At 39.0% G+C, this 12,226-nt stretch carries 12 protein-coding genes and 1 tRNA gene; 5 read left to right on the plus strand and 8 right to left on the minus strand.

The window, feature by feature from the left end; translation table 11 throughout:
- Nucleotides 1-99: 99 nt before the first annotated feature.
- The gene (locus AC25Y1_RS14695) at nucleotides 100-1,755 is read right to left on the minus strand and encodes an EAL domain-containing protein (protein WP_488148751.1); all 1,656 of its coding nucleotides are present in this window, start codon (nucleotides 1,753-1,755) and stop codon (nucleotides 100-102) included.
- Nucleotides 1,756-1,860: 105 nt separating this feature from the next.
- Between AC25Y1_RS14695 and AC25Y1_RS14700 the strand changes: the two genes are divergently transcribed.
- The gene (locus AC25Y1_RS14700; protein ID WP_488148752.1) at nucleotides 1,861-2,784 is read left to right on the plus strand and encodes a DMT family transporter; all 924 of its coding nucleotides are present in this window, start codon (nucleotides 1,861-1,863) and stop codon (nucleotides 2,782-2,784) included.
- Nucleotides 2,785-2,823: 39 nt separating this feature from the next.
- Here AC25Y1_RS14700 and AC25Y1_RS14705 read toward each other — a convergent pair whose 3' ends face one another.
- Complete coding sequence (locus tag AC25Y1_RS14705; RefSeq protein WP_488148753.1) at nucleotides 2,824-3,003, minus strand: hypothetical protein; 180 nt, start codon at nucleotides 3,001-3,003, stop codon at nucleotides 2,824-2,826.
- A gap of 155 nt (nucleotides 3,004-3,158) precedes the next feature.
- Here AC25Y1_RS14705 and AC25Y1_RS14710 point away from each other — a divergent pair, with 155 nt between their 5' ends.
- A complete protein-coding gene (locus tag AC25Y1_RS14710) occupies nucleotides 3,159-3,656 on the plus strand; it encodes a YndM family protein (protein WP_488148754.1) in 498 nt (165 codons plus the stop codon).
- Between the two features lie 41 nt (nucleotides 3,657-3,697).
- Here the strand turns inward: AC25Y1_RS14710 and AC25Y1_RS14715 are convergent, their stop codons facing one another.
- The 4 genes from AC25Y1_RS14715 to AC25Y1_RS14730 are packed head-to-tail and all read right to left on the minus strand — an operon-like array spanning nucleotide 3,698 to nucleotide 6,426.
- Nucleotides 3,698-4,414: a hypothetical protein gene (locus tag AC25Y1_RS14715; RefSeq protein ID WP_488148755.1), complete on the minus strand. Its 717-nt coding sequence runs from the start codon at nucleotides 4,412-4,414 to the stop codon at nucleotides 3,698-3,700.
- Nucleotides 4,414-5,166: a hypothetical protein gene (locus tag AC25Y1_RS14720; RefSeq protein WP_488148756.1), complete on the minus strand. Its 753-nt coding sequence runs from the start codon at nucleotides 5,164-5,166 to the stop codon at nucleotides 4,414-4,416. The genes AC25Y1_RS14715 and AC25Y1_RS14720 overlap by 1 nt, the downstream gene beginning before the upstream one ends.
- Nucleotides 5,153-6,046 (minus strand): ATP-binding cassette domain-containing protein, encoded by an 894-nt coding sequence (locus tag AC25Y1_RS14725; protein ID WP_488148757.1) that lies wholly within the window; start codon nucleotides 6,044-6,046, stop codon nucleotides 5,153-5,155. The genes AC25Y1_RS14720 and AC25Y1_RS14725 overlap by 14 nt, the downstream gene beginning before the upstream one ends.
- Nucleotides 6,043-6,426 (minus strand): GntR family transcriptional regulator, encoded by a 384-nt coding sequence (locus AC25Y1_RS14730; RefSeq protein WP_488148758.1) that lies wholly within the window; start codon nucleotides 6,424-6,426, stop codon nucleotides 6,043-6,045. Before AC25Y1_RS14730 ends, AC25Y1_RS14725 begins: the two co-directional genes overlap by 4 nt.
- A gap of 238 nt (nucleotides 6,427-6,664) precedes the next feature.
- On the opposite strand from AC25Y1_RS14730, the gene AC25Y1_RS14735 reads away from it, so the two are divergent.
- Complete coding sequence (locus AC25Y1_RS14735) at nucleotides 6,665-8,407, plus strand: ABC transporter ATP-binding protein (RefSeq protein WP_488148759.1); 1,743 nt, start codon at nucleotides 6,665-6,667, stop codon at nucleotides 8,405-8,407.
- Nucleotides 8,388-10,217: an ABC transporter ATP-binding protein gene (locus AC25Y1_RS14740; RefSeq protein ID WP_488148760.1), complete on the plus strand. Its 1,830-nt coding sequence runs from the start codon at nucleotides 8,388-8,390 to the stop codon at nucleotides 10,215-10,217. The genes AC25Y1_RS14735 and AC25Y1_RS14740 overlap by 20 nt, the downstream gene beginning before the upstream one ends.
- Before the next feature lie 72 nt (nucleotides 10,218-10,289).
- On the opposite strand, the gene AC25Y1_RS14745 is transcribed toward AC25Y1_RS14740, so the two are convergent.
- Together AC25Y1_RS14745 and AC25Y1_RS14750 are read right to left on the minus strand one after the other, a co-directional pair.
- Entirely contained in the window at nucleotides 10,290-10,772 is a 483-nt protein-coding gene (locus AC25Y1_RS14745) for a YusW family protein (RefSeq protein ID WP_488148761.1), read from the minus strand.
- 99 nt (nucleotides 10,773-10,871) lie between these two features.
- Nucleotides 10,872-11,888, minus strand: a complete 1,017-nt coding sequence (locus AC25Y1_RS14750) for a DUF2804 domain-containing protein (RefSeq protein WP_488148762.1) — start codon at nucleotides 11,886-11,888, stop codon at nucleotides 10,872-10,874.
- 67 nt (nucleotides 11,889-11,955) lie between these two features.
- Between AC25Y1_RS14750 and AC25Y1_RS14755 the strand changes: the two genes are divergently transcribed.
- Nucleotides 11,956-12,028 (plus strand) — tRNA-Ala (locus tag AC25Y1_RS14755).
- The last annotated feature ends 198 nt before the right edge of the window (nucleotides 12,029-12,226 follow it).

Raw genomic sequence — 12,226 nt, forward strand, 5'->3', positions numbered from 1 at the left:
AAACAGGTCCCTTGAAAACACAAATAGCGATCAGGAAATTTCACACCTGACCGCTAGGTAACAATTCTTATACTCACTTGAATCTAAATGCGTGGAAATCTATTCGACAGAAGGTAGAATTATATTTTGTACAGAAGTCGGTACACCAAGATAATAGCCTTGAACGGCATCGATGCCAAGTTCTTTCAATATACGATACTGTACTTTTGTTTCGACACCCTCTGCAATCACAAAAATCCCCATTGATTTTCCGAATTGAATCATGCCTTGGACCAGTTTTTTTGTCTGTTCGTTCATCGTGATTGATTGAATAAATAATTTATCAATCTTTATCTTCGAAATAGGTAAGTGTTGCATATAACGAAACGAAGCGTAGCCAGTTCCGAAGTCATCCAGTGCAAATTCAATTCCTTCACTTTGCAGGTCATTCAGTTGTCGGGAAATAGAACTTTCTTCTTCTGCTTTAAATGCGAACTTCTCGGTAATCTCTAACTGTATTAAAGAAGGCGGGCAAGAAGCATCCTTTAAAATTTGTAAAATCTCATTTTTATAATTGAGATTGCTAAATTCGCGGACGGAAGAGTTTACTGAAATGCGGAGATTATGTCCTTGTGCATGCCATTTCGCTGCAAGCTGTGCTGCTTCTGTCAGGACAAATGCACCAATCCGATTAATTAAACCATTCTCTTCTGCAATGGGAATAAGTTCATCGGGAGAAACAGTGCCAAGCTCGCTATTATGCCACCGGACAAGTGCTTCGTATAATATCACCTTTCCGGTAACTGCATCTATTTGCGGTTGATAAACGACCTGCAACTCATTTTCATCTAAAGCAGTCCGCAGTTTTTGATCAATTAACGCTTTCCGATTCAACTTTTTATGTGAAGCTGCAGATAGTGTTCTAATTCTTCCACCGCCTTCATTAATCGTCTCGCGTGTAGCAGTTAAAGCTGTATTCATCAAATGCGAATAGGTAGATTGATCTTCTGGGAAGCGGACGATCCCGCCACTAATAGATAAGTCAATGGCTGTATGATTAATATAGATGGGATGCAATTTGATGAAATCTAGGAAACTTTCAACAAACCAACTACCAAACTGTGTAAGAACAACAAATTCATTGATTGTAACACGCGCAATTGAATCATCTTTGAAAAAACGCTTCAGCCGGTTGGTGAACGCCTGAATAATCTCCTTTGCTTCCTCTTCAGAATGAATGTCTTTAAGTGTATAAAAACGATCAATAGTTATGTATACGAAAGTAAAGTGTTCTTGATTTTCGATGAGCTTATTAACACTAGCCTCCAAATTATGTCGGCTCATTAACCCAGTTTCATGGTCAATATAGGCGATCTTTTTAAGCCGATCTCGAAGTTGCACATCTTCTGTTATGTCAATTTCAAACAAGATAGCTGCAACAAGTCCTTCTTTTTCGCGGTGTATCGGAATAGCAGTCAAATTAACGAAATAGGAATCGCCAAATCGATTTGCTTTTTCAACAGCACCGGACCAAGTGTTTCCGGACAACAGCTGGTCGAAAATTTGATGTGCTTGATCTTGCCCCGCTTGACTGTCAGGGAACATTTGCCAAATTGTCTTTCCTAACACACGCTTGGGGGTCCATTTGCTTGTGCTTAAAAATAGCTGGTTTGTATATGTAATCGCCCCGCTCGTATCCAAATAAGTAGTCATATAATGTTGTTCGAGTCCTTTTAAAATATCAGGTAAATCTTGAGGAAGTTTTTCAAAGTTCAAAGTCTATTTACCCCTTTCCTTAGTGCTATACTATTATTATCATTATAAAGAAGATTTACAATAAAATCATTTAATTTCTTAATGTTGTAAAAAGGAGGGGATAGGATGAAGCGGTTAAAAGGGATAGTAATGATCATTGTGGGTGCTATGCTATGGGGCGCAACAGGGCCAATGATGGAATGGTTACTAGACAACACGGAGTTAACCGTATCATTTATGCTGGTCATTCGACTTCTTCTGGCTGGAATATCATTGTTACTGATTTTGAAAATCCGAGGTAACCAAATCACGCGACCTTGGCGATTCAAAATTTGGGCACGTCAATTGGTTATATTTGGTGTTGTAGGAATGCTCGGCGTTCAATATACTTTTGTGGCAACAATTGACGTGAGCAGTGCTGTAATCGCCACGCTATTTCAATTCCTAGCACCCATCTACATTATTTTATTTGTTTCCTGGATGCACCGTAAATTCCCACCAATCGCTCAAGTAATCGGGATGTTTATTACGTTAATCGGATTGTTTTTCTTGTTAACTAATGGGACATTTTCGGGACTTTCGATGGGAAAGGAAACGATTATATGGGGCGTTCTACTGGGCTTTACCTTTTCATTCTACACACTTTATCCGGCAAGACTTATGCAGGAGTGGGGGGTCCTCGTTTCCGTTGCTTGGGCAATGCTGATTGGTGGACTTACATTATTCATCCTAAATCCTATGGTCGTTGTTAGACAGCTCGTTTTATTAGCAGACTGGCAAACCTCGCTCATGTTATTTTTTACTATAATTATTGGAACCGTAGCATTTATATTATTTCTTTCAAGTATGAAATATATCACAGCGATTGAAACGAGTATCTTATCCAGTTTTGAACCATTGACGGCCATTATTATCTCCATGTTTTGGTTTGGACAAGTCCTAGGCATTTGGCAACTAATCGGGGCAGCTGTCATGCTGGTGGGCGTTACTCAAATTTCCATTGCGGGAAGTAAAACCGCAAATGATGCGGATATGCCGCCAAATTCATAAAAAAACCGACCGAGATCTTTACTCTGCCGTAAAATGGGCTTAATCATTAAAGCGGTTGTCACGTGGATCTAAATTTGTACTGCTCATTTTTTTGTTCGTAGCTTGGTTCACTTCAATATCATCAGTGCCAAATTTCACGTGATTAACGTTCTCGCTTTGCTGATTCCTTTTCGGATTTTGCTTCAGTTCATTATCCAAGTTTCCATTCGAACTTGTCATGAATATTCACCTCCGTACTCTATACTATGTACCTAAATTAGTTATTTCATCCCAATTATGACATCAGGAAAATAAAATAGAAACGCTATAAACGTATAGAATCCCTCGTATAGTGAACAATATTTACATATTGTTAAAAAGGAGGGATTTTGCATTTGGATACGATAAGAGCAATCGTCATCAAATTTATTATGATTACCGCGATTTTATGGATTGTCTTTGGGCTTTTCGGTTATTCATTTGGAGAAGTATTGGTATCCAGTGTACTATTAACCGGTGTTTCATATATAGTTGGCGATAGAATTATATTACCGAGATATGGGAATGTGGTCGCGACCATTGCTGATCTTGCACTTGTGTTTATCATGCTCTGGTTCTTAGGCAACTATTTGTTTGAACCTCTGGAAGGTTTGGTTACAGCTTCTCTCATCTCAACAATCATTATTGGAATTGGGGAAGCCCTGTTCCATCGCTATTTGGAAAGGGAAGTCCTAGAAGACGAGTTTATAGTGGGTAAAGAATACGACAGTTTTCGACATTCGATGCAAACTGAATTCGGATCTGAAGAAGATATTCAATTTGATGGAAGAAATATGCGCGAAGAGGAAAAAGCCTGGTTGGAAAGAGAAAAAGATGATTACTACAGTGATTGAAGACATAGAGAAACCGGTACCCATGTAGGTACCGGTTTTTGTCATTCATCAATAAAGTAAGGGTGTGCATCTTCTGAAAAAAGAACTTCTAAATCAGCTGGAACCTTTAAGTGAATGATTAGGGGTCTGTATTCGCTAGAAAAGCCGTAGTCATTCGACTGTAATTGCTGGGTTTTTGTTAGTTGTTGCAGTAAAGCAACCTCATGATAAGACGTGAAAGTTATCGTTTTATTTACTGGCTTTTTAGGAATGACCATTTTATTTTCAGACCAAATTGGTTTTGGCACATTTAGCACATGGGAGAAATCAAACTCATTGGCTATAAGTATTGGTTTATAGATAAACTCTTCAATCGTTTGATCACCCGGTGCTTTCCGTTCAATGTAAATGGATTGGTGATAGTTTTCATAGGAATCATCTTCCCATTGAATCGTTAACGTCTTTCCAGCGGGATGCGTTCTTTTTTCGAGTAATAAATCGGGATCGACGACTTCATGGTTGATGATCTTATCCTCAATTGAATAATATGCCTCGTATTGATTTTTGGCGATCTCGGGCATTATGGCTGAATCTATCTTAGAATGATAGGCCTCGGCAATAACAGTAGTCACAATTAGGGCTGCGATGAAAATAACGACAATCTTAAAATGTATATTTCGCCCAATCATGATAGCCCCTTTTTTATGATTCATCATTTGATAGCCAAAGAGTAAAATAATGACAATGAGTAATATTGGAAGGAATATTATATTGTTCATTAATTTCTCACCTCTAATCGATTCGTAATAACCGCAGAAATCGTAAATAAACTAAGAACTGTAGTACTAATCTTTAAGATAAATAGGAGTAATGAGCGCTCAGAACCAAAGAATTGAATCATAGCCAAAACATATTCTTCGCCGTTCCAATACTCAGTCGTAGATGTAAACAGTATCCAAATCAGTACGAATAGGACGATTACAAGTTTATTTGCTTGAATAAGTGAACTAATGGAGTACCCAATGATAAAGAATAATATTATATAAGCAATCGCTGTTATGATGCGTACGATAAAGTCGGATGGACTTTCAATAAGAGAAGTTGAGTGGACAATCATCTCTCCGTGAACTAAAAAGCCAAATAACTTTAAAGCGGAACTGGCTAGCACTACACTAATCCCTGCGAATAATGATGCGAAAAGCATAAAGAGCAAATTGGAAAGATGATTACTAAGTCGAGATGACACGAACGAGAATGTTTCGCTTTGTTTGGTCCGGGTAGTAAGCATGATTCCAAGAATGAATGCCCAAAGTGAAGCGATTCCCATGTTGTTATCATTGGAAAGCATAACGATGGAAACAACAGATTCATCAGAGGAATAGAAGAAATTATGGCTATTTCCGATAACTGCTAATACAATCGCACCGACTTGTAAAAGTACAAAAGTAAAGAATGAAGCACCATTTGCGTTCAATTTGAAACGAAATTGCTTTTTCACGATATCCAGAAGGTTAGGCTCATTCAAATACATCATCAATTCCCCCTTTTGGTTGACCGGTTAATGCGATGTAAGCATCGTTGGCGGAAACGGGTGCAACCACGATACCGTTTGCTTTCATTTCATTGACTTCTTCTGGTGTACATGTATTTTCAAGGATCCATTCCGAATAAGGACCGACATTGTTCATACTCACTACAGTTTGTTCATTCGTATATTGGGCAAGTTTTTCTCTACTTCCTTTAAGGGTGATAAACATTTCCTGCAACTTTGTAATCGGGCCATGAAAATGAGCAACGCCTTCGTGGACAAGAAGAACATCCTCAAGAAGATCTTCAATTTCTTCAATATGATGACTCGACAATAATATGGTTCTCGGATGGGCGAGATAATCTTTTAATAGCGCGCGATAGAAATCTTTCCGTACGGATGAGTCCATGCCAGTCGTTGGTTCATCGAAAATCGTAAGCGCACATCGAGCAGAGATGCCGATAATTGCATTAAAAGTACTTTTTTTCCCTTTTGATAATTGGGCATGACGCGCATTCGAATGAAAACCAAAATAACTGACAAGTCGTTGTGCCAGTCCGGCGTCCCAATTGGCATAGAAGCGATTGCATTCATGTAAAATATCAGTGATTGTCATCGCAAGTGGGAAATTCATGCCATCATCCACTAAAATTGAATTCCCAGATACTTTTAAACTATTGAATGGCTTCTCTGAGAAAACCTCCACTTGACCTGACGTTTCTTCTATAAATCCAACCACTAATTTCATAAGCGTTGTTTTGCCGACGCCATTCCGACCGATGATGCCTGTTAGCACACCTTGTTTAATGGCGAAATTCATCTCTTTTAGCACAGTATGTGTTCGGTATGATTTTGTTACATTCTTAAATTCAATAACCGTCATTTTATTCCCCCCTCTTTTTTAACGCGTTCTGCTTCAATCATTTGAAGTAATTGGTGATTATCGACACCGAGTAGTGCTGCTTCATCAAGTAATGTATGGATTAGTTTTTGCAAGGTTTCACTTTTACGTTTAGCCAGTAATTTTTCTCGACCGTCGGAAGATACAAATGTACCGAGCCCGCGTCTTTGATATACAATCTCTGCTTCTAACAATCGTGTCAACCCCTTCCCAGCAGTCGCCGGATTAATGTTGAAGAGTTCAGCAAGCTGGTATTGAGAGTAAACTTTCTCATCGGCAGCAAGGGTACCATCGATGATTTCTGTTTCGATCCATTCCGCAATTTGAACGTAAATTGGTTTTGTGCCATTTACTTCAAGCAATCGCGTCACCTCCTGTTTCTAAGTTAGTGCATTACTGTTGTAATGTACTATATGCTATTGTGGGAGAAAATACAAGTGTTTTTATACGAATTTCGGGAAATATTAGACTAGTTATCCTTTGTTTCTGAAAAATTATTGTATTCAGCATGGATTGTGTATACAGAACAATCCATGGTATGGCATAATAGGGCTATCGAGTTTAATTCGAGAGACGAAAGAGTTTTTGGGGGTTTGGAAGATGAGAACAGTTTTTTCACATGCGTGGCCTTATAAATGGCCAATCGCAATCGCGTTATGTTTAATGTTAGTCGAACTGAGTGTGGAACTTATTCAGCCGCTTCTCATTGCTAAAATAATAGATGACGGTATCGTTACGGGGGATGTAGATGTAATTTGGACCTACGGAAGTGTTATGATGCTTCTTGCTTTTTTTGCCTTTTCTTCGGGTATTGTCAACTCGTATTTTGCAGCGCATGCGGCACAAAGTTTTGCATTTGATTTACGAAAAGCTTTGTTTCGTCAAGTCCAAGCTTTTTCGATGGCAACCTTTCTTCGGTTTCCAACAGCAGGACTCATTACACGCTTAACAAGTGATGTGACGATGGCACAAAACGTCCTATTTATGTCGCTACGTATTATGTTGAGATCTCCGCTTACGGTCATAGGTAGTATTATTATGGCTTTTGTTGTAAGCCCTAAATTAGCGGTCTATCTAGTCATTGGTGCACCAGTTTTACTTGTTTTTCTGTATTTTATGGGACGAACTGGCGTTAGACTTTTTATGCGTATTCAAGAAAGATTAGACGGTGTAAACCGTGTAATCCAAGAGAATTTACAAGCGGTAAGATTGATCAAAGCTTATTTGAGGGGAATGTATGAAGCAAGTCGATTTTCAAAAGTAGCTGGCATGCTTCGAAATGACACAGTAAAAGCCATGCGCTTGATGGAATTAATCTTACCGATTTTATTACTTATTATGAACATTAGTTTGATGGCTGTTCTTTGGTTTGGTGCCATTGAAGTCCGTGACGGGGGAGCTAAGGTAGGGGAACTAGTTGCAGTTGTTAACTATGCCATGCGCTTAACGGGTGCCTTTTCAATGTTTGCATTTATTATTATTGCGTTTTCACGTGCCAAAGCATCATCGGAGCGAATGGAAGAAGTCCTTCTTGCTAATGAAGATCTAGAAATACATAGTTCTGGGCAGTCGAAAACGAGAAAACTTGAGGGTGATCTTCGTTTTGAAAATGTTTCATTTAACTATCCAGGTAAAGGAGAGCCAATCTTAGATAATGTTTCTTTCCATGTTGCCTCAGGAGAAAAGCTCGCCATTATGGGCGCAACAGGTGCTGGAAAATCAACATTATTGAACTTAATCCCTCGTATCTTTGAATCGACTGAAGGGGAAATCTTTGTCAGCGGTAAAGAGGTTAAGGAATGGCCTTTAAAAGAATTACGGGACACGATTGGACTTGTACCACAACAATCCATACTCTTTACAGGATCGATATTGGAGAACTTGTCTTGGGGCGATACAGAAGCGTATGACGATGAATTGATTGAAGCGGCTAAGAAGGCACAAATTCACGAATCTATCGATTTGTTTCCAAAAAAGTATGAGACGCGAGTTGGACAAAAAGGTGTGAATTTGTCGGGCGGACAAAAACAACGTTTGTCAATTGCAAGAGCGCTTGTTCGAAAGCCATCTATCTTAATCCTGGATGATAGTACGAGTGCACTTGATGTGAAAACAGAACTGGAGCTATGGGATGCGCTTGAAAAAGAAGAGGCCACGATGCTCGTTGTCACACAAAAAGTTTCAACAGCAAAAGGCGCTGATAAAATACTGCTTCTGGATGACGGACGAGTTGTTGGATACGGAACGCATGCGGAACTATTAAAACAGTCTGGGCTCTATAGACGAATTGAAAAGTCTCAATCGGAAGGGGAGGTGGAGGCTCATGTTACGCGCAATTCGTAAACCATTTGGCTATGAACCGATTTTGACGAAAGAAGATATAAAAGGACCTGGTAGAAAAAAAGGAGAGCGGGCAAGTAACTGGAAATCAGTGCTCTCTCGAATTTGGAAGCTTGTAGACGAGCAACGTGGATTGCTCATAACTGTTTTGGCGCTTGTTTTTGTTAGTTCTGGGTTAACGCTTTTAGGTCCATTCATGGTGGGTCAAATAATTGATGTACATATTGTCACCTCACAGTTTGATGGACTAAGCGTTAAAATTGGGATTCTGATTGCAGTTTATCTTGGTTTATCATCCGCTACGTATTTTCAAAACTACTGGATGGTCGGAATTGCCCAACAAACGGTCTATCGTTTGAGAACAAATCTATTTACGCATTTACAAAAGCTACCTGTTACCTTTTTTGATAAACGACAACATGGTGAGTTAATGAGTCGGATGACCAATGACATCGAAAATGTCAGTCAGACGCTTAATACCTCTTTCATACAGGTGTTTTCAAGTATTCTCACATTGACAGGAACGATAGCGTTAATGTTGTATTTAAGTCCTTTGTTGACACTGTTGACGATGATCATCATACCAGTTATGTTCATAGCGCTTCGTTGGATTACGCGCAGAACTGGTAAATTGTTTAAAGAACAACAGCAAGCAGTTGGTGCGTTAAACGGAATGATTGAAGAGACCATTTCAGGTCAACGTATTGTTAAAGCGTTCTCTCAAGAAGAGCGGGTCATGGAAGAATTCACTGAAAAAAGTGATCGGCTTCGACGTACTGGTTTTTGGGCATTGACGTATTCGGGATTTATCCCTAAAGTCATGAATATGCTTAATAACGCTAGTTTTGCAGTCATTGCAGGAGTCGGTGGGTTATTGGCCTTAAAAGGGGATGGACTTGTTACGATTGGAACCATCGTTATTTTTTCTGAATTAGCGCGTCAATTTACACGTCCACTGAATGATTTAGCGAACCAATTTAATACTGTACTCTCTGCATTAGCAGGTGCTGAACGTGTATTTAATATTATTGATGAATCGATTGAAGAAGATGATGCAACGGAATATAAAGATACAGTTCTAAAAGGGGATGTTGAATTTAGAAATGTATCATTCGGATATGCGGTTGATACGGATGGCTACACGATTAAAGATGTCTCGTTTCATGTAAAGGCTGGAGAAACCGCGGCGATGGTCGGGGCGACTGGTGCTGGGAAAACGACGATTATGCAATTGCTTGCACGATTTTATGAGGTGGATAAAGGCGAAATCTATATCGATGGCATTCCAATTAGTGATTTGCCTAGACAAACACTTCGTAGTCAAACTGCTTTCGTTTTACAAGATCCATTCTTATTCGAAGCGACTGTTTTTGAAAATATACGTTACGGTAAACTTGATGCCACTGATGAAGAGATTATCGAGGCGGCTAAAAAAGCCAATGCACATAGTTTCATCAGTCGTTTGGAAGACGGATACGATACGGTCCTTACTGCTGACGGAGGCGAAATTTCACAAGGTCAGAAACAACTCCTGTCAATTGCACGTGCATTAGTGGCAGACCCTGTCATTCTGTTACTTGATGAAGCAACCAGTAGTATTGATACAGTCACGGAACTCGAGATTCAAGAGGCACTTGACCGATTGATGGAAGGTCGAACGAGTTTCGTAATTGCGCATAGACTGAATACGGTTCGTAAAGCAGATACAGTTTATGTGATGGAACAAGGGAAGTTAATTGAGTCTGGCAATCAAACAGAACTCATTGAACGTCGGGGTATCTATTACGACATGCTTATTGATTCTAAAATTTGATGAATAGCAAAAAAATCTATGGAAATTATTTCCGTAGATTTTTTTGTATTTATTCGCTATATGAATGAGCCGTCAATTGGTATCCTGAATAGTTAGCGTTGTATCGTCATTGTAAATTATTTCTAGGTCGAAATTCGAATAACCTTCTAGATTTAAAGATTCGAGTACTTCTCTTATTATTTTTTCTTTGGGCTTTTCATTAGAAATTTGTGCTTCCATAAAGAACTCATGAACCGCACTCATAGCATCTTCATCCTTATGATGGAAACCCTGAATGTTATTCTTGTATTCCACCTCGAATGTATCATTCTGCGTATTAACTTCGTAGTCAATATCAATGGCGTCTTTCCCATCGACTTCGATTTCAAGATCAAAGTCTGAAAAACCATATCCTGCGCCAAATTGAAGTGAACCTTCTCGGTCTTCAATTTCAGCGGATATGACAGGTTCATCTCTGCTATCAGCAGAACGCTTATTATTCTCGTTATTTCCGCAACCAGCAATTACTAAAACACTTGTACAAAGAGCAATGATAAGGAATTTGGATTTCTTCAATGGTATCGCTCCCTTTCGTGATAATTCCTCTATTAGTATTTTACCGCTAATTTGAGAAACTAATCATAAACAAATCGAATGAGCGAGTGGGAATTTTTGCTATTTCGTTTTATGTTCTTCCGTGCAACCAAGCATTTGACGAATTTTTAAAATTGAGTTATCTTTCAATCTTATATAACCATCAAAATAACCAACCAGCTGATGCACTTCTGATCGAGCCAATTTAACATCTGTTTTGGAAGTTCGTTGGAAAAATGGTGTGAAAGTTAAATTTACATCATTTGTGAACTTCGTACGAATTTTCCAAGGCTTCATATAAAATTCAGGGTCATAAGTGAAAACGACATCTTCATGTAGTTTAGTCATCTGGCCGTCAATAAAAATGGCATTTTCAGTCATACCAGTGCCATCGGTCCACTGGCCACCAAAGTTCAGTCCAATTCGACGTCCCCCGAGGCGTTGGGAAGCCATTGCCGAATTCCAATTCGCAGTGCGTGGCCAAATACCACGTCCAAAATCAAGTACTGAGAAACTGTAGTCCGCGTTAAAGTCAAAGCGTTGGTCGCCTATTTTAACGAATCCATTCGTCGGTAAAGTATGATGTTTTGCGGTGAACTGAAAAACTTTCCGGCTTTTTGGAATGACGACATTTAGTGTTTCATCTTCTATTGGATGAAGAATGTGCAAATCAGCATGAAGAACGTCGTTATCAAAATCTGGTATCGAAACAGATAAATGCGTTTCATTTTGAAGGTGAATCATTTGAATTGACATCGTATCGTCGACGAATTTAATGCTTTCAAGCACATCTTCTGACATTTTTACTTTTCGACCACCTGGTATTGTAATTTGCTTTTCGAAAAATCTTTGGGTTTCAAAATTGATTACATATACGAAGCAAACAACCGCATAGTCGAGGTGTGTAATGGTGGCAGAGAACATAATTTCTTCTCCGTAAACACACCAGTGGTTCCGTTTTTTCTTTTTCAAAAAGTTTTTTGTTAAATTACTTGTGATGAGAGGATATCTTGAAAAACCAATTGCTTCAGGATTCAGCAATCCTTTATCATCACAAAGAAGAACAGGTTCTGTAATTTCTCTTTCCAAATGTTGCATTGCCACAACTCCCAGCCTATTGTCTTCAATCTGAAATTCTGCTATACTCTCATTGTACCAAATTTACGGGGGCTTAGCTCAGCTGGGAGAGCGCTTCGCTGGCAGTGAAGAGGTCGTCGGTTCGAGCCCGATAGTCTCCATAATAGCCACAGTATCAATGTCTACAACGATTGTGGCAACATTACGGCAATAATTCAATTGTATTTGCATTTGGTTATAGACATCATCTAGTGTGGTTGTTGCAATGCTGGTCATAACATTGCTAAACAGAAGATGATAATATTTTAAGGATACTGTCGCAGCATGCAGTATCCTTTTTTACATTTTGTTCGAGTATT

The sequence above is a fragment of the Sporosarcina sp. Y1009 genome (assembly GCF_057669865.1).

Bases quoted from the DNA above. Each gene is read 5' to 3' on its own strand.
- AC25Y1_RS14720 (WP_488148756.1), bottom strand. From the start codon at position 5,166: ATGTATTTGAATGAGCCTAACCTTCTGGATATCGTGAAAAAGCAATTT.
- AC25Y1_RS14735 (WP_488148759.1), top strand. From the start codon at position 6,665: ATGAGAACAGTTTTTTCACATGCGTGGCCTTATAAATGGCCAATCGCA.
- AC25Y1_RS14750 (WP_488148762.1), bottom strand. From the start codon at position 11,888: ATGCAACATTTGGAAAGAGAAATTACAGAACCTGTTCTTCTTTGTGAT.
- AC25Y1_RS14725 (WP_488148757.1), bottom strand. From the start codon at position 6,046: ATGACGGTTATTGAATTTAAGAATGTAACAAAATCATACCGAACACAT.
- AC25Y1_RS14715 (WP_488148755.1), bottom strand. From the start codon at position 4,414: ATGAACAATATAATATTCCTTCCAATATTACTCATTGTCATTATTTTA.
- AC25Y1_RS14740 (WP_488148760.1), top strand. From the start codon at position 8,388: ATGTTACGCGCAATTCGTAAACCATTTGGCTATGAACCGATTTTGACG.
- AC25Y1_RS14700 (WP_488148752.1), top strand. From the start codon at position 1,861: ATGAAGCGGTTAAAAGGGATAGTAATGATCATTGTGGGTGCTATGCTA.
- AC25Y1_RS14705 (WP_488148753.1), bottom strand. From the start codon at position 3,003: ATGACAAGTTCGAATGGAAACTTGGATAATGAACTGAAGCAAAATCCG.